18 protein-coding genes are annotated in these 18,220 nt (G+C 40.0%); 9 read left to right on the top strand and 9 right to left on the bottom strand.

What is annotated here, in order from left to right; translation table 11 throughout:
• Positions 1–13 precede the first annotated feature (13 nt).
• Positions 14–241 carry a hypothetical protein gene (locus BUE31_RS06505; RefSeq protein WP_073401337.1) on the bottom strand — a complete coding sequence of 76 codons (228 nt, stop codon included), beginning with the start codon at positions 239–241 and terminating at the stop codon, positions 14–16.
• Between the two features lie 114 nt (positions 242–355).
• On the opposite strand from BUE31_RS06505, the gene lysS reads away from it, so the two are divergent.
• Complete coding sequence (gene lysS, locus BUE31_RS06510; RefSeq protein ID WP_073401339.1) at positions 356–2,077, top strand: lysine--tRNA ligase; 1,722 nt, start codon at positions 356–358, stop codon at positions 2,075–2,077.
• A gap of 255 nt (positions 2,078–2,332) precedes the next feature.
• Here the strand turns inward: lysS and BUE31_RS06515 are convergent, their stop codons facing one another.
• The gene (locus BUE31_RS06515; RefSeq protein ID WP_073401341.1) at positions 2,333–4,300 is read right to left on the bottom strand and encodes a sialate O-acetylesterase; all 1,968 of its coding nucleotides are present in this window, start codon (positions 4,298–4,300) and stop codon (positions 2,333–2,335) included.
• Between the two features lie 199 nt (positions 4,301–4,499).
• Between BUE31_RS06515 and BUE31_RS06520 the strand changes: the two genes are divergently transcribed.
• Positions 4,500–4,712, top strand: coding sequence for a hypothetical protein (locus BUE31_RS06520; RefSeq protein ID WP_143167029.1), 213 nt, complete (start codon positions 4,500–4,502; stop codon positions 4,710–4,712).
• A gap of 40 nt (positions 4,713–4,752) precedes the next feature.
• Here BUE31_RS06520 and BUE31_RS06525 read toward each other — a convergent pair whose 3' ends face one another.
• Entirely contained in the window at positions 4,753–5,301 is a 549-nt protein-coding gene (locus tag BUE31_RS06525; RefSeq protein WP_073401344.1) for a hypothetical protein, read from the bottom strand.
• Between the two features lie 74 nt (positions 5,302–5,375).
• On the opposite strand from BUE31_RS06525, the gene ung reads away from it, so the two are divergent.
• Positions 5,376–6,053, top strand: coding sequence for a uracil-DNA glycosylase (gene ung, locus BUE31_RS06530; protein WP_073401346.1), 678 nt, complete (start codon positions 5,376–5,378; stop codon positions 6,051–6,053).
• A 143-nt stretch (positions 6,054–6,196) separates the two neighbouring features.
• On the opposite strand, the gene BUE31_RS06535 is transcribed toward ung, so the two are convergent.
• Positions 6,197–6,667: an Lrp/AsnC family transcriptional regulator gene (locus BUE31_RS06535; RefSeq protein WP_073401348.1), complete on the bottom strand. Its 471-nt coding sequence runs from the start codon at positions 6,665–6,667 to the stop codon at positions 6,197–6,199.
• A 127-nt stretch (positions 6,668–6,794) separates the two neighbouring features.
• Here BUE31_RS06535 and BUE31_RS06540 point away from each other — a divergent pair, with 127 nt between their 5' ends.
• From BUE31_RS06540 to smpB, 3 genes are read left to right on the top strand one after another with little or no spacing between them, the layout of a single operon-like run.
• Positions 6,795–7,445: a metal-dependent transcriptional regulator gene (locus tag BUE31_RS06540; protein ID WP_073401349.1), complete on the top strand. Its 651-nt coding sequence runs from the start codon at positions 6,795–6,797 to the stop codon at positions 7,443–7,445.
• Entirely contained in the window at positions 7,442–9,325 is a 1,884-nt protein-coding gene (locus BUE31_RS06545) for an Nramp family divalent metal transporter (protein WP_073401351.1), read from the top strand. Before BUE31_RS06540 ends, BUE31_RS06545 begins: the two co-directional genes overlap by 4 nt.
• A 29-nt stretch (positions 9,326–9,354) precedes the next feature.
• The gene (gene smpB, locus BUE31_RS06550; protein WP_073401353.1) at positions 9,355–9,804 is read left to right on the top strand and encodes an SsrA-binding protein SmpB; all 450 of its coding nucleotides are present in this window, start codon (positions 9,355–9,357) and stop codon (positions 9,802–9,804) included.
• A gap of 126 nt (positions 9,805–9,930) precedes the next feature.
• On the opposite strand, the gene BUE31_RS06555 is transcribed toward smpB, so the two are convergent.
• The 3 genes from BUE31_RS06555 to BUE31_RS06565 form a co-directional block, all read right to left on the bottom strand.
• Positions 9,931–10,587 (bottom strand): protein-L-isoaspartate(D-aspartate) O-methyltransferase, encoded by a 657-nt coding sequence (locus BUE31_RS06555; protein ID WP_073401354.1) that lies wholly within the window; start codon positions 10,585–10,587, stop codon positions 9,931–9,933.
• 106 nt (positions 10,588–10,693) lie between these two features.
• Complete coding sequence (locus BUE31_RS31655; RefSeq protein WP_410503965.1) at positions 10,694–11,065, bottom strand: DUF1272 domain-containing protein; 372 nt, start codon at positions 11,063–11,065, stop codon at positions 10,694–10,696.
• Positions 10,971–11,441: an OsmC family protein gene (locus tag BUE31_RS06565; RefSeq protein WP_073401358.1), complete on the bottom strand. Its 471-nt coding sequence runs from the start codon at positions 11,439–11,441 to the stop codon at positions 10,971–10,973. The genes BUE31_RS31655 and BUE31_RS06565 overlap by 95 nt, the downstream gene beginning before the upstream one ends.
• Positions 11,442–11,616: 175 nt before the next feature.
• Between BUE31_RS06565 and BUE31_RS06570 the strand changes: the two genes are divergently transcribed.
• Entirely contained in the window at positions 11,617–11,964 is a 348-nt protein-coding gene (locus tag BUE31_RS06570) for a hypothetical protein (protein WP_073401359.1), read from the top strand.
• 1 nt (position 11,965) lies between these two features.
• Here the strand turns inward: BUE31_RS06570 and priA are convergent, their stop codons facing one another.
• Together priA and BUE31_RS06580 are read right to left on the bottom strand one after the other, a co-directional pair.
• On the bottom strand, positions 11,966–14,452 hold the full coding sequence (gene priA / locus BUE31_RS06575) for a replication restart helicase PriA (protein ID WP_073401361.1): 2,487 nt from the start codon (positions 14,450–14,452) through the stop codon (positions 11,966–11,968).
• Positions 14,453–14,456: 4 nt separating this feature from the next.
• Positions 14,457–14,843, bottom strand: coding sequence for a DUF423 domain-containing protein (locus tag BUE31_RS06580; protein WP_073401363.1), 387 nt, complete (start codon positions 14,841–14,843; stop codon positions 14,457–14,459).
• Positions 14,844–15,054: 211 nt separating this feature from the next.
• Between BUE31_RS06580 and BUE31_RS06585 the strand changes: the two genes are divergently transcribed.
• Entirely contained in the window at positions 15,055–16,647 is a 1,593-nt protein-coding gene (locus BUE31_RS06585; RefSeq protein WP_073401365.1) for a hypothetical protein, read from the top strand.
• 124 nt (positions 16,648–16,771) lie between these two features.
• The gene (locus BUE31_RS06590; RefSeq protein WP_073401366.1) at positions 16,772–18,202 is read left to right on the top strand and encodes a DUF5723 family protein; all 1,431 of its coding nucleotides are present in this window, start codon (positions 16,772–16,774) and stop codon (positions 18,200–18,202) included.
• The last annotated feature ends 18 nt before the right edge of the window (positions 18,203–18,220 follow it).

The raw sequence follows: 18,220 nt of genomic DNA on the forward strand, positions 1-18,220 counted from the left end.
ATTTAGCAGGCAACTAGTTGCTACTAAAATGTTGCTTACCTAATTTCTCGTAATATTCTTCCGTAATTCCGTTTTCAGCTTCCCACTTTTCAATTGTTTCGTCCAGCTCCAAAGCTAAAAGCTTAACAGCAAGCTGTCTGATTTGGTTAAATAAGGACTCGGGCAATGGATTTTTGAACAAACGCAGCATAAGCAGTTGCTGTTCGTTTAAAGAATCGGGTATTAACTCCTTGGCTTCCATATACAAATATAAACAATTGCCAATTACATTAGATAATTTCAAGCTTTCAACCTTTCTGCTTTTACCTTTCCGCTTTCACCTCAAAAAAGCTATTTTTGCACCTTTATTAAAAATATGAGTACTGCACTATCCGAACAGGAAATTTTACGCCGCGAATCATTACAGCAACTTCGTGCTTTAGGTATCAATCCTTATCCCGCCGAGGAATATAAGGTTACCGCTTTTGCGCAGGATATTACCAATAATTTCAATCGCTTTCCCGATCATTATAAACAGGTTACCCTGGCAGGCCGCATCATGACGCGCCGCATTATGGGCAACGCATCATTTGCCGAGCTGCAGGATTCAACCGGCCGCATGCAGATCTACCTGAAACGTGATGACCTTTGCCCTGGTGAAGACAAAACGCTTTATAATACAGTTTTTAAAAAGCTAATGGACCTGGGAGATTATGTAGGTGTAAAAGGCTATGTTTTTATAACGCAAACCGGGGAAATTTCTGTTCACGTACAGGAACTTACATTGCTTGCCAAATCGTTAAAACCACTTCCAGTAGTAAGAAGGGATGATGACGGGCACATATTTGATGCGTTTACCGATCCGGAAATGCGTTATCGCCAGCGTTATGTTGACCTTACCGTTAACCCGGAATTCAAACAGATCTTCCTGAAGCGCTCAAAAGTGATCAGCAGCATGCGTGAGTACTTTAACAAGCAAGGCTGGCTGGAGGTAGAAACCCCGATATTACAGCCCGTGCATGGTGGTGCAGCGGCCCGTCCGTTTAGTACCCATCACAATACGCTGGATATGCCTTTATTTTTACGCATAGCCAATGAATTATATTTAAAAAGATTGATAGTTGCCGGTTTTGATGGTGTTTATGAGTTTGGTAAGATGTTCCGTAACGAGGGCATGGACCGTACCCACAACCCAGAATTCACCAGTATGGAAATTTACGTGGCCTATAAGGATTATAACTGGATGATGGCCATGGTTGAAGAGTGCTTGGAAATTGTTGCCCGCACTGTTCATGGTATCCCTGTGGTGCAGGTGGGCGCCAATGAGATCAACTTTGCCGGGCCATACGAAAAACTATCCATGTATGATTCTATCCTGAAATATACCGGTATTGATGTTTCTGCCAAAGATGAAGCGGCATTACGCGAAACTTGTAAAGAGCTGGGCATTGAAGTAAACCCTTCAATGGGTAAAGGCAAGCTGATTGATGAGATCTTTGGTGCTAAAGTTGAAGCCAACCTGATCCAGCCGACCTATATAACCGACTATCCCATTGAGATGACGCCGCTCGCCAAAAAGCACCGCACCAAAGAGGGTCTGGTTGAGCGTTTTGAGTTGTTTGTAAATGGCAAAGAAATTGCCAACGCTTACTCTGAGTTAAACGATGCCATTGACCAGCGCGAACGCCTGGAAGAGCAGCTGATATTAGCCGGTCGTGGTGATGATGAGGCAATGGCCATGGATGATGACTTTTTACGCGCCCTGGAATATGGAATGCCGCCAACATCAGGCTTAGGGATTGGTATCGACCGTTTGGTGATGCTGATGACCAATCAAAGTACTATCCAGGAAGTACTTTTCTTTCCGCAGATGCGCCCGGAGAAAAAGGCAAAAGTTGCTTCTGCTGATGATTTTGTTAATATTGGCATCCCTGCTGAGTGGGTACCGGTACTTAACAAAATGGGATTTAATACCGTTGAAGAACTTAAGGCAGCCAACCCAAACAAAGTATTTAACGATTTGGGCGGGATGCGCAAAAAATTAAAACTGGATATTACCATGCCTGTAAAAGAAGTGGTGATGGCCTGGTTTGAATAAGATCTTTCTAATTAAAAACTTTTCCCCTCTTTGCGAAGCAGAGAGGGGTGACAAGCGCAGCGATGTCGGGGTGAGTTAACACCGCCGTGCATTTGCGCCAATGCATTTGCGTTAATATCGCCTACAGATTCACTCATCCGGTCAACGCTTCGCTGGACCACCCTCTCTTCCGCAAGCGGCAAAGAAGGCTAAAAAAATAGAATTATATTACTGATAATCATTAAACTCAACATTGTGTGTTTACACAAGTCTTCTCTACTCAAATTTGTGCCCAAAGGTAACACCATTCCAGGTATCCGATCTGAATGGGCTTACTGGCAATCCCTGGATATTGAAAAGATTGGCATCAATTGGAGAATTAGTCCATCCATAACGCACCGCCACTGGATTAGGAACAGCACTGCACCACACCTTTATTTTATTTTTATCGGTTATTATCGCCTGCGCATAATAGAATTTACGATCCGCGCCCGCTAATTCAAATCCTTTTACATAGCCGTATATATCCTTTGCTATCAGTCCGCCTTCAGCATTTTTGAAATTTACCATAGCATAACCGTTTGTAAAATCTGCCGAAGTAAATAACGGGCTTTCAAAAAAGCCGGTTAAATGATAAACATTAGTTAACGCCGATGCTGCCAGCCTATAGCCCACATCCGCTTTATCTTTTGGGTGAATATTAAAAGCATCGCCAATATCAGTAGTAACCGCAATACCGGTGTTAGGCAATTGAAGGGTCATGTTCTGTGCTTCGCGCAGCTCGGCCCAGTTGCTGCCTAAATTACTGTTTTGCGAAGTACCAAATGATGAAAGCTGTACAAACAGGAAAGGGAACGGCTGCTTCCATTTATTGCGCCAATCGGTGATCAGCATTGGGAATACAGTTCTGTATTGATAAGCCCTGTCCGCATTTGATTCTCCCTGGTACCAGATCACCCCCGCAATTGCAAAAGGGATAAGTGGGTTTACCATGCCATTATAAAGCATAAACGCATTGTTATTTGGCAGAACATCAAAATGATAAGGCTTGCTTAAATCAGGCATTACATGCCAGTTACCATCGGCTAAATTAATTGAAGTATCGGCAAAACGGATATTGAGATCCGCTGCACCTGCTCCGTTAAGTCCTAACCCAAACCACGAAGGATTTTTTTGTGCCGATTGTAAATTAATCAACAAGCTATTCATCCCACCTTTCCATGTTCCGGCAGGTAAACTAAATTGAGCGCCGGGTGCTGCTGCACTCTTATTAATAAGCTTACCATTAATATATACAGCCAGTTCAGCATCCGTTGTCCCAAGTGAAACTGTTGACTCTATTGCCGAATACGAACTATCCAGGCTAATGGTACGCTGCATAAATCCTTGCCCGCGATACGAATACAGTTTCCCCATCCACTCCCATGATCCCGGCGCATTGCCGTGCTGCCAGTTTTCAAAAAAATATGCCGGCTTAGCAGCCAGTTCTTCGGAGGTATAATTTACAACAGGCTTTTTGTTATAAGCCCATGATTTTAATAACTTGTCTGTTCGCTGACTCAGTTGTTCATTGTTTTGGGGGAGCGTTGACACGATAGCATTTAATTCAGGTGAGCCGGACATCGCTTCCCTGCTTATCCAGTCCTCAGCTTCCGTTCCGCCCCAGCTGCTGTTGATAATACCTACGGTAACATGTAAATTTTGAGCCAGTTGTTTGGCATAAAAATATCCAACAGCTGTAAAATCACCTACTGTACTAGCCGTTGCAAGCGTCCATTGCCCGCCGGAGAGCTCTTTTTCAGGGGTCAGGCTTATTTTATTTGGCACGTGGAACTGGCGGACTGCAACTTTCGCAGCAATCTTTTGCTCCGCTTTATACCCATAGGCATTTTTCAATTGAAATTCCATATTTGATTGCCCCGAGCACAGCCAAACCTCCCCCAACATAATATCTGAATAGGTGATTGACTCTTTTCCTGAGGAGATCTTCATTTCATAAGGACCGCCTTCCTGCATAGGGTGAAGAACGGCCTTCCAGTTACCCTGCTCATCGGCCTTAACCGTAACCAGCTGGTTATTAAAGCTTACTATTACTTTCGCTTTCTTTGTGCTTTGCCCCCATACCGGCAGGTCATGATTTCTTTGCAGTACCATGTGATCGCCAAATAATTTTGATGTAGTTAGCTGTGCTTGAGTTGCAGGCACAATAAGATAAACTGAAAGAAAAATGAATAAAAATTTCATAACGGGTTGATTGCGGAAAGGGGGCCTTAACTAACTATTGATTGGTAAATATAAAGAATTAACAAGGTTGAATTTCAATGCATTTATAACAATCCATTCACAGAATTGATAACAATTTGTTAATCAAATGATAAAATCAATGATACTTTAGTGTATTTGCAGATGCTTAATATTGTAAACAACACATATGAATATAGTTATGACAAACTCAATATTAGAAATAACCGAAAAAGAATACTTGATAAAACTGAACAGAAGCAACTTTAACCTGTCATTTATCAGAAGTTTATTAAAAATGGTTGAAGTGGCAAATCCTTCGGAGGAGAGTTCATTTATCGCCGACAGGTATGTATCACCTAACCAGCACCACTCGTCTGAGCCTGATTATTACAGCTCAATTGAAGAGAAATAAAAATGTCCCGATGAATTTCGGGACATTTTTATAAATTATCTTAATACTGGCGATATCCGCCTCTTACTACCTGTTTATCCATCTGAGCCATCTGGCCTTTCATCATCTTTATCTGGTCGGTAAGTAATTTATTCTTATCATCTTTTGACGCTTCCTGCAAATACATCTGCGCTTCACGCTTGTTGCGCTTTGCCATAGCAATACCGGCAAGGCTTAACTTAGCCAATGCCGTATTGTGCGACATTTTCATACCTAGTGTTAGCGACTTCTTGAAATACTTTTCTGATTTCAAAGGTGATTTACGCGATTCAACCAGGCCAATTAATAAATTATAATAACCCCATTGATTTTTATTCAACTGTTTTTCGTAATCGGTTATTTTCAATAACCATTCTTCGGCCTTCTCTGATTTTTCCTTTCTTAAAAACCATTGTGAAATGATCATGTTCTCATTAAAAAAGTAACTTAACAATACAAAGCCACCTAAAAACAATACCAGTATGCCCCAGCCCCAAAATCCAAAGGCACAAAGTGCAACAGCAGCACCTAAAACTACACAGGCAATAATTAACCTTACTATATTTGACATCTTTTTAAAAACTAAAAATTAGTATGCAAATATCCGTTTATTTGTACGCTAAATCAACATCTATATAAATATTTATGGCAGTAGAATTAAAGCCATCATGGCTGAAAGTTTTGAGTGATGAATTTGATAAGCCGTACATGGCTGATCTGAAGAAATTTTTAAAGGAAGAGAAAGATGCAGGCTACAAAATATACCCCAAAAACGCTGATATATTTAACGCATTTAACAAAACCCCGCTTGATAAGCTGGAAGTAGTTATACTTGGACAGGACCCTTACCATGGTGAGAGCCAGGCGCACGGCCTGTCATTTTCCGTACAAAAGGGCATTACTATACCGCCATCCCTAAGAAATATCTATAAAGAATTGGCTACTGATATTCCCGGTTTTGTTATCCCAAACCATGGCGACCTTACAGAATGGGCCGAACAGGGTGTGCTATTATTAAATGCCAGCCTTACCGTCAGGGCTGCATCACCGGGCTCACACCAAAAACGAGGCTGGGAAACATTTACCGACACAGTGATAAAAAAGATCTCGGACGAAAAAGAAGGGATCGTATTTATACTTTGGGGCAGTTTTGCACAGGCAAAAGCCGAATTGATTGATCAAACCAAACACCACATCATCAAATCCCCTCACCCATCACCATTTTCAGCAGACCGGGGATTTTTCGGCTCAAAGCCTTTTTCAAAAACAAATGAAATACTTGTAAAAGAGGGAAAAAAGCCAGTTGATTGGCAGATTCATTGAGAAGATGTGCAGATGCGTGGATATGCAAATGTGCGGATGAGGAAAGTAATATGAGAATGTATGTATGTTCAGATGAATTTAGTAATCTCTTAATTACTTACTTTTCATTCGCACATCAAAAATCTACACATCCGCACATCCTCCTAATATTCCAGCGGCACTATCGGCTCCTTCTTACTGGTTGACATGATCATCATGGTTTGGAAAGTTTTAACCACGGTAATGCGGCTGATCTTTTCCATGATCAGTTGCTCGTACGATTTAATATCGCGCACGTAAACTTTCAACAGAAAATCGCACTGGCCGGTTACGTGGTGGCACTCGGTAATTTCTTTAATGGTTTGGATCTCGTCCAAAAATGTTTGGATAGTATTTTTTTGATGAAAATCCAGCGAGATCTGGATAAAGGTTTTTATCCCCAGGCCCAGTTTTTCTTCATCAACCAAAGCGTGATAGCTCTTTATATATTCAGCATTTTCCAGCTTACGCACCCGCTCTAAGGTCGGTGCAGGCGAAAGCCCTATCTCGTTTGAAAGCTGGAGGTTGGTTATCCTTCCGTTCTCTTGCAATATCTTTAATATCTGCAGGTCTATTTTGTCTAATTCAGCACCCATAATACGGCAAATATAATATTTTAGTTAATTCACAAAATAAAATTTTTCAAAAAACGCATTTAACCGAAAGAAATTCTTTTTTAAATAAAATTTAGATTAGTCTAAATTTATTATTAGATTTGTATAAATGAATACATTAGCCGAAGAAAACTACTTAAAATCTATCTATCACCTATCCCTTAATGCCGAGAATGTAAGCACTAACCAGCTTGCAGCCTTATTAAATACTAAGGCATCATCAGTAACGGATATGCTGAAAAAGCTGGCTGACAAGGAACTTATCAACTACACACCATACCAGGGCGTTACGCTTACGCCCCCGGGCGAAAAGATCGCTATCAATATTATTCGCAAGCACAGGCTCTGGGAATTCTTTTTGGTTGAGAAGCTGAATTTTAAATGGGACGAGGTACATGAAATGGCCGAAGAAATGGAACACATTTCATCAAATGAACTGATAGACCGCCTTGATAAATTTATGGGTTACCCCAAATATGATCCGCATGGCGACCCGATCCCCGATTGTGATGGTAAAATTAAAGTCCACGACCTGAAACCTGTATCTGCTATTGAAATTAATGAAAGCGGGATAATTTGCGGGGTGCGCGATCATTCCGCAGGCTTTTTACAATACCTGGAAAAACAGGGACTTACCATAGGAAAAAAAATAAAGGTTGAAGATATTATTGAGTTCGACCGCTCAATGGTATTACAACTTGAAACCAAAACCGTACAAATAAGCCGCGAAGTAGCAAATAATCTATTGATCACTTTATGAGTAACGAAAACGACCGTTCATTAGCAAATGTCCATAGTTCAATAAATCCCGAAAGCAAAACCGGCTGGAAAAGGATCTTAGCCTTTTTAGGCCCCGCCTACCTGGTAAGTGTTGGTTATATGGACCCGGGTAACTGGGCTACAGATATTGCCGGTGGCAGTGCGTTTGGCTACAGGCTGATCTGGATCTTGTTTGCATCAAACCTGATCGCATTGTTACTGCAATCGCTCAGCGCACGACTGGGTATAGTGCGCGGACTTGACCTGGCGCAAGCTTCAAAAAATGCCTATCCCCGCTTTGTAAATTTTTGCCTTTATATACTGGCCCAAATAGCTATTATAGCCTGCGACCTTGCCGAGATTATCGGGATGGCTATAGGATTACAGCTATTATTCCATCTGCCGTTAATATGGGGCGTATCGCTTACCATTACCGATACAGTGCTGATGTTGTTCCTGATGAATAAAGGCATGCGCAAGCTCGAGGCATTCATCATGTCGATGATATTTATTATAGGGATTTCTTTTTTAGTGGAGATGTTTATAGTCGGGCCTGATTTTGCTGGCGTAGCCAAAGGATTTATTCCGGGTAATTTATCCGGCAGCGCTTTATATATCGCCATTGGCATAATCGGGGCAACCGTAATGCCGCATAATTTATACCTGCACTCATCCTTAGTGCAAACCAGGCAAATAACCCGGACAGATGCAGGGATCAAAGCATCTATTAAATTTAACCTTTTCGATACGGTTATTGCCTTAAACCTGGCATTTGTTGTTAACGCTGCCATATTGATATTAGCCGCAGCAGCATTTTTCAAAAATGGCTATTTCCAGGTTGCTGAAATCCAGGATGCCTATAAACTGCTCGAACATATTTTTGGTGCTACTGCTCCTACCCTTTTTGCGATAGCTTTAATTGCCTCGGGGCAAAGCTCAACCATAACCGGCACGCTTGCCGGGCAAATAATTATGGAAGGGCACATTAACCTGCGGATTGAACCCTGGCTGCGGCGCTTACTAACCCGCATACTGGCCATAGTACCTGCCGTTTTTACGATTATTTACTTTGGCGAAAGCGGCTTGGGCAGCCTCATTATATTAAGCCAGGTTGTATTGAGCCTGCAATTGGGCTTTGCTGTAATTCCGCTTATTCATTTTACATCAAATAAGAAGCGAATGGGTAAATTTGCAATCAGCCTTAAAGTTAAAATACTGGCCTGGGCAAGCGCTATTGTAATTGTGGGTTTAAATGCAAAATTAGTTTATCAGCAAATAGGCGACTGGATAACACAATATCCATCGGCTACTATATGGATCTACGGGTTGGCAACACCCCTGATTATAGCCATTGCGTTATTACTGATATATGTATTTTTAAGGCCGATATTATTTAAACATACAGATCTGCCGGCACAGGTGCCCCACGGCCTTGCCAGTACAATTGAAGATATTGAGCCTATTGTGTACCACAATATTGCAGTAACCATTGACTTTTCAAAAAATGATACGGATTGCATAAGGAATGCCATTATGCAGGGGGGCAAAAGAGCGCATTACACTTTAATTCATATTGTTGAAACAGCGGGTGCACGCTATTATGGCACCGAAGTAATGGACCATGAAACACAAAGCGATGTTGATAACCTTGATACTTACGTTAATGCATTGGTAAAACTTGGTTACAAGGCAAAGGCCCAAATAGGTTACGGCAGTGCGGCAAGCTCAATAGCCAAAATTGTAAACAGCCAGGATATTGATTTTATAGTAATGGGATCGCACGGGCACAAGGCATTAAAAGATTTGATTTTTGGAACAACTGTTAATTCTGTACGCCATAAGGTGAACGTACCGGTACTGGTAGTTAAGCCACAAAAATAATTTGCATATTTGCAGCAAAAGAGGCCGTGATGAACCAGGATATTTATATAAAGAACAAGAAAGCTTATTTTGAGTACCATATACTTGATAAATATATTGCAGGCATAAAATTGCTGGGTACCGAAATTAAATCTATCCGCGATGGCAAAGCCAATATCAACGATGCGTTTTGTACTTTTATAAACGACCAGCTTTATGTACGCAACCTGCATATTGCCGAATATAGCTTTGGCTCATTCTACAACCACGAAGCCAAACGCGACCGGATTTTACTACTCACCAAAAAAGAACTAAAAAAGCTCCAAACCCGCGGCGAAGAAAAAGGATTAACCATAGTACCCCTCGCTCTCTTCATCAGCGAGCGTGGCTTCGCCAAACTGGAGATAGGCCTTGCCCAGGGTAAAAAGACCTTTGATAAACGCGAAACTTTGAAAGAGCGTGATACTAAGGTTGAAATGGATAGGGCGATGAAAAGATAATTTTGATTTCGGATTTCGGATTTAATTTTAAAATGATGCCTTAAAAACACAGGATAAACATTGGTTTAAATAAATCTATCTAAAAAAACAACTCCGAAATTAAACATCCGAAATTCGAAATCTCCTCTACCAAGCTTTATCCCCAACCAGCGGTACAAATCTAAATGTATCAAGTACAATTTTTTCGTAATCGTGCTCAGCAACTTTAATTATGGTTACCATTTTTTGTGATTGTTCATCGCCTACTGGAATAACCAGGATTCCGCCAATTTTCAATTGCTTTAATAATACATCCGGAACTGTCGGCGCACCGGCGGTTACAATTATTTTATCGTAAGGTGCGTGTTTAGCTATCCCGATGGAGCCATCACCAACAAAAAAATTAGCTTTATAGCCTATATGCGGTAAAACCTGGCGGGTATGGTTATAAAGCTTCTCCTGCCTTTCAATGGTGTAAACTTTTGCACCGAGTTCAAGCAGGATACAAGTTTGGTAGCCACTGCCTGTGCCAATCTCCAGCACCTTATCCCCTTTATTAATATGCAGTAATTGGCTTTGATAAGCAACAGTATAGGGTTGCGAAATAGTTTGCCCCTCGCCTATCGGGAAGGCAATATCTTTATAAGCCTGGTTCCAGAAAGTTTCATCAAAAAAGTAATGGCGCTTTACATTGCCTATTGCGGCTAAAACCCGTTCGTCATCAATTCCCTTTTTCTTTAATTCTTCAACCAGTAATTTGCGCGCACCTTTTTCGCGGTAATTGTCTATGTACTTATGAGCCATTATACCAGCAAATTTAGCAGGTTTTTGGCATTAATAACTTTTTAGAATTCAGATAGCCTCTTTATAATTTTATCTCCCTGATTTATCGCCTAATATTTTACTGACATTATCTTTTATCAGGATCAATTCCTTTATACTTATCAAGCATCGACTGAAATTTATCCTTATCAACAGGTTTCAAATATTCAGTTTTACTTACTGGATATTTCTCTAAAAGGTGGATTGGCCTTAATGGTCTCTTCTCAAATCCGCCACCACAATTTGGACAAACGTTGAATAGTATATTATCAACACAATCTTTACAGAAAGTGCATTCGAAAGTACAGATCATTGCTTGGCTGCTATTGCCAGGAAGCGCTTTGCCGCAGTTTTCGCATATTGGTTTAATTTCTAACACGGCACGCTGGAATATGAAGTATCGGAAAATTAACAGAATTAGCAATGAAACACATTTTATTAGCTTCATGATGCAAAGCATTTGCTTTTTCAATCATTGATTCATCGCTTACAATAACAGTTGGATGTAAAGTAACTTCTTTAAAATATCCACTGCCATTCGCTGCTTCAACCATGGTTCCTGTTGCTTCATCGGTATAATCAATTACAATAACTCCGGCTACGCTGCACAAATGAAGATACCAAAGCATATGGCATGACGATAGCGATGCAACTAATAATTCTTCGGGATTATACCTTGTTCTATCGCCACGGAATGAAGGGTCGGATGAAGCGGGAATAGTTGGTTTTCCATCAATATTTATGGAATGGCTTCTTTCGTAACCCCGGTAGTCACTGGTTCCTTTACCCTGGTTTCCTGTCCAGGTAATAATTGCTTTATAGTGATGCTCACTCATAAATTATATATATGTTTTACAAATTAATCACAACAAATTAACTATAACAAAATAAAAACTATCATAAATTCGCATTAATTAAATTATAATTGCCAATTATTAAAAAAATATCTTTAAAAAAGATTTTTATTGTAGCACAATCATATTAATTACCGTATAGTTAAAAAAACAAAGCATGAAACTATTCAACCCACTTACATTTATTTGCATCCTGGTTTTATCTTTAATCATAACATTCTCCTTCAAAAAAAACAGTGTTGATAAAACCACTCTTTTAAACGAAGATGCTACCGTTATTAATACCGGAAGTACTGCTGCTGACGGATGTGGCTGGCAAATAAAAACTTCAGGAACAGATAGCATCTATAGTCCGCTGGATTTAAATGCCCAATACCAAGTTAATAATTTAAAAATACATGTTTCTTATCATAAACTAAAAACAAGGTTTTATTGCAGCCAGGTTGCTAATGATCCCGGACCAGGTGTTGCAGAAATCAGCATAGATTCGATAAAACCCCGCTAAGTTAATACGGATCAACATCTGGCTGTACAATACTTCCCTTACTCAGTTTAGTAGTTTGAAACTGAGTAATTATATCCCTGATGATGATTTTTACCTTATTGATAGAGATGCCGTCTTTTTCAAATTTCAGCATTATAGTTTTAATATAATAGTTCCGTATCCGGCCAATCAAGGGAAATTCAGGCCCTATAACCCTGTCGTCAAATTGTTTACGGAGCTCATTGGCCAGATAGATGGATTGGTTATGTACAATTTCGGGGTCTTTATGTTTTATATCTAGGTTAATGATCCTGTAAAATGGCGGATATTTAAAGCTTTTACGCTCTTCCATCTCCGTAAAATACAAGTCTTTATAATCGTTTTCAATAACCTGCTTTATCACCCTATGTGCAGGGTCATATGTTTGGATCACTACCTTACCCTGCTTGCCCCTGCGCCCTGCCCTGCCGCTAACCTGTGCCAGCATCTGGTAGCTGCGTTCATTAGCACGGTAATCAGGAAATTTCAATAAGCTATCCGCATTAATGATCCCAATAACGGTAACATCCGAAAAATCAAGCCCTTTGGCCACCATTTGTGTACCTACCAGTATATCAATTTTCTTTTCTTCGAGGTTATTCAATATAGTTTGTAATGAATTGCGGGAACGGGTAGTATCCAGGTCCATCCGGGCCATGCGGGCATCGGGTAGAATCATCGCCAGCTCGTCTTCAACTTTTTCGGTCCCAAAGCCCTTATATTCAAGATGGGTTGATCCGCAGGCCGGGCAAATTTGTGGTGCATCCTCTTTATAACCACAGTAATGGCAATGCAGCTTACCGCTACTTTTATGATAGGTTAGGCTAACATCGCAATTAATACATTTTGGAGTGTAGGCACAGATCTTACACATCAGCAGCGGCGCATACCCGCGCCTGTTTTGAAACAGGATCACCTGCTCCTTATTTTCAAGAGCTTTATTAATATCCCCCATCAACACACTTGTAAAGTGCGATTGCATGGTTTTTCGTTTGGTTTCTTCTGCAATGCTTACCACTTCAATTTCGGGCAGCTTTACACCACCGTATCTTTCGGAAAGCTCAGTTAATCCGTATTTTTTTATCCTCGCATTGTAATAGCTTTCGAATGACGGTGTGGCCGATCCTAACAGCACTTTCCCTTTGTGCATATTAGCCAAAAAAATGGCGGCATCACGGGCATTATAGCGCGGTGCGGGGTCAAATTGCTTGTACGATGTTTCGTGCTCTTCATCAACAATTATTAAACCCAGGTCATTAAACGGCAAAAACACCGCCGACCGAGCGCCCAGCAAAACCTTATATTCATTGCTGATAACTTTTTGCCAAACCTCAACCCGCTCATTGTCATTAAACCGGGAGTGATAGATCCCAATGCTGGCACCGAAATATACGCGCAGGCGCTCAATAATATGCGTGGTAAGCGCAATCTCGGGCAGTAAATACAAGACCTGCCTGCCTGAGTTGATCATCTCCTCTATCAGCCTGATATAGATCTGTGTTTTGCCTGATGAGGTTACCCCATGCAAAAGCACAACATCCATTTGTTTAAACTGCTCTTTAACATTAACAAGTGCGGCGCTTTGCTGTTCACTTAGTTCAAAGTTGCTGTAAAGCTCTTCTTCCTCAAAAAACAGCCGGCTTACGTTCTTTTCCTCAATAACAAATACTTCTTTCTCTTCAAGCGATTTAATACTCGCAGCACCAGCGCCGCTTTCTTCAATCAGCTCATTTTTCGAGATACTTTTCTGATGGCGTGAAAGTTTTATGTAGGCCAGTACGGCATCCGCCTGTTTTGGGGCCCGCTTTTCAAGAATTCCGAATAGCTCCCTTAAGTTATCCTGGTTTTGATAGATAGGATTAAGCGTTATGAAACTCCGGGTACGCGGCTTGTATCGCTCGCTTACCTCTTCTGATATATGGATCACATTTTTTTCGAAGAGCGATTTCAAAATGGGCATAACCGTTTTTTGCCCCAGCAGCTTTACAATATCGCTAACTGTAAGTTCGGGTTGGATATCAAGTGCATCAACAATCAAAAACTCTTTATCATTCAGATCGGTGCGATCTGCGTCGTACTCTTTATTCAGCATTATCTTTGTTTCGCTGGCCAGTTTTAATGCTGATGGCAACGCGGCATTCATCACCTCGCCCAAAGTACACATATAATATTCCGACATCCATTGCCAAAACCTCAACTGTTCAGCGGTAACTACCGGGCGATCGTCCAATATTTCAATGATATATTTCGCCTGGTATTTTTCGGGGGCCAGCTTACCAATTGACGCAATAATTGCCGTGTAAAGCTTGCTTTTACCAAATTGAACCACGGCCCTTTTGCCCACCTCAACCGTGTTGTTCATTTCATAAGGAACACGATAGGTATAATTTTTGGCAATTGCCAAAGGCAAAATCACTTCAACAAAAAGTGTTTCACGGTCGGTATAATGTGCTTCAGCAAACTCTAACATTAAATTATTTATTTTTAAAAGCAGCTACACCCATAGTTATCCAGCCCCCAATAAACAGTACGCCGCCAAGCGGCGTTACCGGGCCAATTATGTGCAACCAACCCCAGCCCAGTAGTTCGCGGCTTGCCAGCAGATATAATGAGCCGGAAAAGAACACTATTCCCAGTGTAAAAAGATAATAGCATTCGTTAATAAGTTTGGTATTATCCCTGTACAGGTTTGATAAAGCCAGCAAGGCAAATACATGATAAAATTGGTATTGAACAGCAGTATTCCATACCTGCATATCCTTTACTGATAAATGTCCCTGCAAACCATGTGCAGCAAAAGCACCTGCAATAACTGCTAAAGCACCCAGGATTGAGGCGGTAATAAATATTTTCTTCTTCATAAGTTATAGAGGGCTAAGTTAATTAATTTGGTGAATGGTTGATTGAGTTGATTAGGTTGATTGAGTTAAAATGATTTGAAAGTTACATTAGCTAAAATGGATTGCAGCCTTGCAGTTGTAGTTCAGCAACTATTAGCAACAACATAATCAACTCAACCAACCTAATCTAACTTAATCAACTTAAAAAACTACCTTTGCAAGGCAAGCAGCAATGAAAAAGCAAATAATTATTACCCTGATTTTATTGGCAGCTACTGCGTATGTAACGGTTGTTTATTTTAAAAACTTAAACCCGCCGGGCACGCGCACCAGCCAGGTAATGCATTCGATACCTGGTAATGCAGCGCTGATATTTGAGTTTAATAACGACAAGGGCTTTTATGATATTTTTAAAGATAATAAACTGTTTGCTGCCGTTATTGGCAAACAAAAGCTGGGTTTGTTAGATACCTTAAGGCAGCAGCTACTTCAAAATTCAATATTAATCAAATATTTTACCGGCCAAAACATATTCATTTCCCTGCATCCTTCAAAAGAGGACGGCATTGATTTGTTGCTTTCAATGTCGCCGGCAAACGGATTTGAGCCAGATCTGTTTGATCAGTTAAGTAAACAACCAAACAGCGGATTGTTGATCACCCCTATCCGCACTGCAGGAAGATCCGGCTATAACATTTATATAAACGTACTTAAAAAACGTTTTTACCTGATAAATAAAGGGAACAATGTTTTTTCAGGCAGCTTTTCAAAAGAATTGATAGATCAAAGCGCCTCTCATAAAAACAGAACCGATAAAGAAACCTTTGTTTTACTATCCGAACAACAAAGCAATAATTCACTGGCCAACCTGTATATAAATTACAGCGGACTGTCGCCATTATTTGATCAGCTGTTTAAAAATAAAAATACTGATATTTTTAAAAGCTTTAAGCAGCTGCCGGCACTAGCCGCATTAAACCTGAACTACAGGAGTGATGCGATTATGTTTAACGGATCAACAACGCTGCAAAATAACAGCCCTTTAAGCTATTTAAACCTGTTTGCAAACCAGCAGGCGGTTATTAATCACTTAAAGGATATTCTTCCTTCAACAACTGCATACAGTACCAATTTTTCTGTTTCAAACCCCTTAAAATTTGGCGCCAGCCTAACAGACTGGCAAAATAAAACAGGGCTCGCAACCGAAAGAGATCAACTGTTCAGTAAAATAAAAGCTGACGCGTCCATAAAAATAAAAACCGAGTTTAATAATTTGCTTGGAAATGAGTTTGCTATTGTAACAACCCGTTATTTTGAAAAATTCGCCATCGTATCGGTAAAAGACGGATCAAAGCTTAAGTTAATTATAACAGCTATAAGTACCATGAACAATGAAAACACCGGGCAGTTAAGTTATGACAAGTTGCCGTTTTTTTTATTGGGTGATGCTTTCAGTATTTTCAAAAAACCATATTTTACAATTATTGATAATTATTTAATACTTGCCAACAGCAGCGCTGAATTGGCAAGCTATTACGACATCTATATAAACCGTAAGTTTTTAAACAAAAACGAACAATATAACCAGTTTGATAATTTGCTGGCGGCACAAAGCAATGTTTCTTTCTTTTTTAATTTTAAAAATGCACAGCCGATACTTGAGAGAGACATGGATGCGAGTGTATATGATAATTTTAAATCAATTGAGCCGGGATGGAAAGACTTTTATGCGGCCTCGTTCCAGTTTACTGCGGTTGACAAAAATTTTTACACCAATTTTTGCATGAAACTGAGCACAGATACGGTTGCTTATAAATTAAAATAGTGACTGTTCACACAACTATAAAGCCCCAATCCCGTTAAAATGGATAATTGTTATTATTTTTCAATTAATCGGTTTGGAGTTTTATCTTTAAGACGAATATAAAATACACGGCATTACGCGATCTATGAAGAAGATTTTACTTGTTTTTTTGTTATTATCATTCTCCGTTAAAATTTTTGGCCAACAATTTTCCCAGTATAACACCGGTAGTTTGTATGACTCCTTTGAAAACCCTTCCCAAAAAGCTTTCATTACTGACTCAAGCAAACAATTTGCCTCCAATTTCCTGGTACCAAATTTTAACGCCAACTTTTTTTTACTTGGCAATGCACAGGCAACATTAAAGAGCCGCGCCTTTAACAATAAGTATGATAATTCGGCATTATTGATCAACCAGGGCAAGTTCAACCATGTAAATACTAATGTGAATGCTTATGTTATTATGTTCAAAATGTTTTCGAGCCTTAACGGAGATGTTGAGTTGGGCTTTTCAGCACAAACCAAAGCGGAAGGGAAGGGGATCTTTACTGATGAGTCGATAGCCTTATTAAACGGTGCCGGAAGTTTTAGCGGAACAGATTATTCAAACATTTTTAACAACAACTTCCATTTTCAGTCATACCACCAAATAAGTTTTACTTATAAAGAAAAGATCAATAAGCAATTCACTTTCGGTGCAAAGTTAAGTGCATTGCTGGGGATCCAATATGAAGAGTTGAATATTAAAAGCTCACAAATAGTTTTTGATAAAGCTAATGATTCGGCCATACTGGGGTTGAACGGAACTTATTATACCAATTATATTCCCGGCCATTTAACTCCCCGTGATTATTTACCAACTTTACGTAGCCCAGGCGCAGCAATATCATTAGGCGCAACTTTCAGAACGGAGGATAGCTTTTATATCCAGGGCAATATAAAAGATCTGGGCTTTATCCACTGGAGCAGCCGTTCGCACGCGGGCGCATTTAATGATATTACTACTATAAATGGCTTATCAGAAAAAGGACGGGAAGACAGCGTATATAACGCTGTAAGCAAAATAATACATGGCAACGCCATGCAAACCTCATTTAATACGCCAATTGATGGCAGGGCAGAGTTAAGCGTTCATAAAAAATTCTGGATCGATGATAATAAGACCTTTCAATATTTGCCAACTCTTATAGCATCTAAAGAATTATTTTACCCTGGTTTTACAGGCGCCCTGGTTAATCCTTTTCAATATAAAAAATACACTTTAACCCTCACCACAACCTACGATGATTTAAAACTGTTTAACCTGGGTGCGCAGTTTATGATTCAAACACCAAATTTTGAATTTTATATAGGTAGTGATAAAGTAGCGCAAACCGGCAGTTTAATACACTCACAACTTAGTAAAGGCTCTCAGTCTTTTCAAAACAGCGGATTTACAGGCGCCGATTTCTTTTTAGGCTTTTCGCTTAAATTGGGGCCTGTAATTGAGCATCCAATGAACGCCAGTTCTATTCCAACAGGTGAAAAAGGATTTTTAGGCCGCTTATGGGGACGAATATTTAAAACAAACAATTAGATTTCGGAGTTTTTGAAA

It is taken from the genome of Mucilaginibacter sp. OK098 (genome assembly GCF_900142915.1).
GTDB lineage: Bacteria > Bacteroidota > Bacteroidia > Sphingobacteriales > Sphingobacteriaceae > Mucilaginibacter.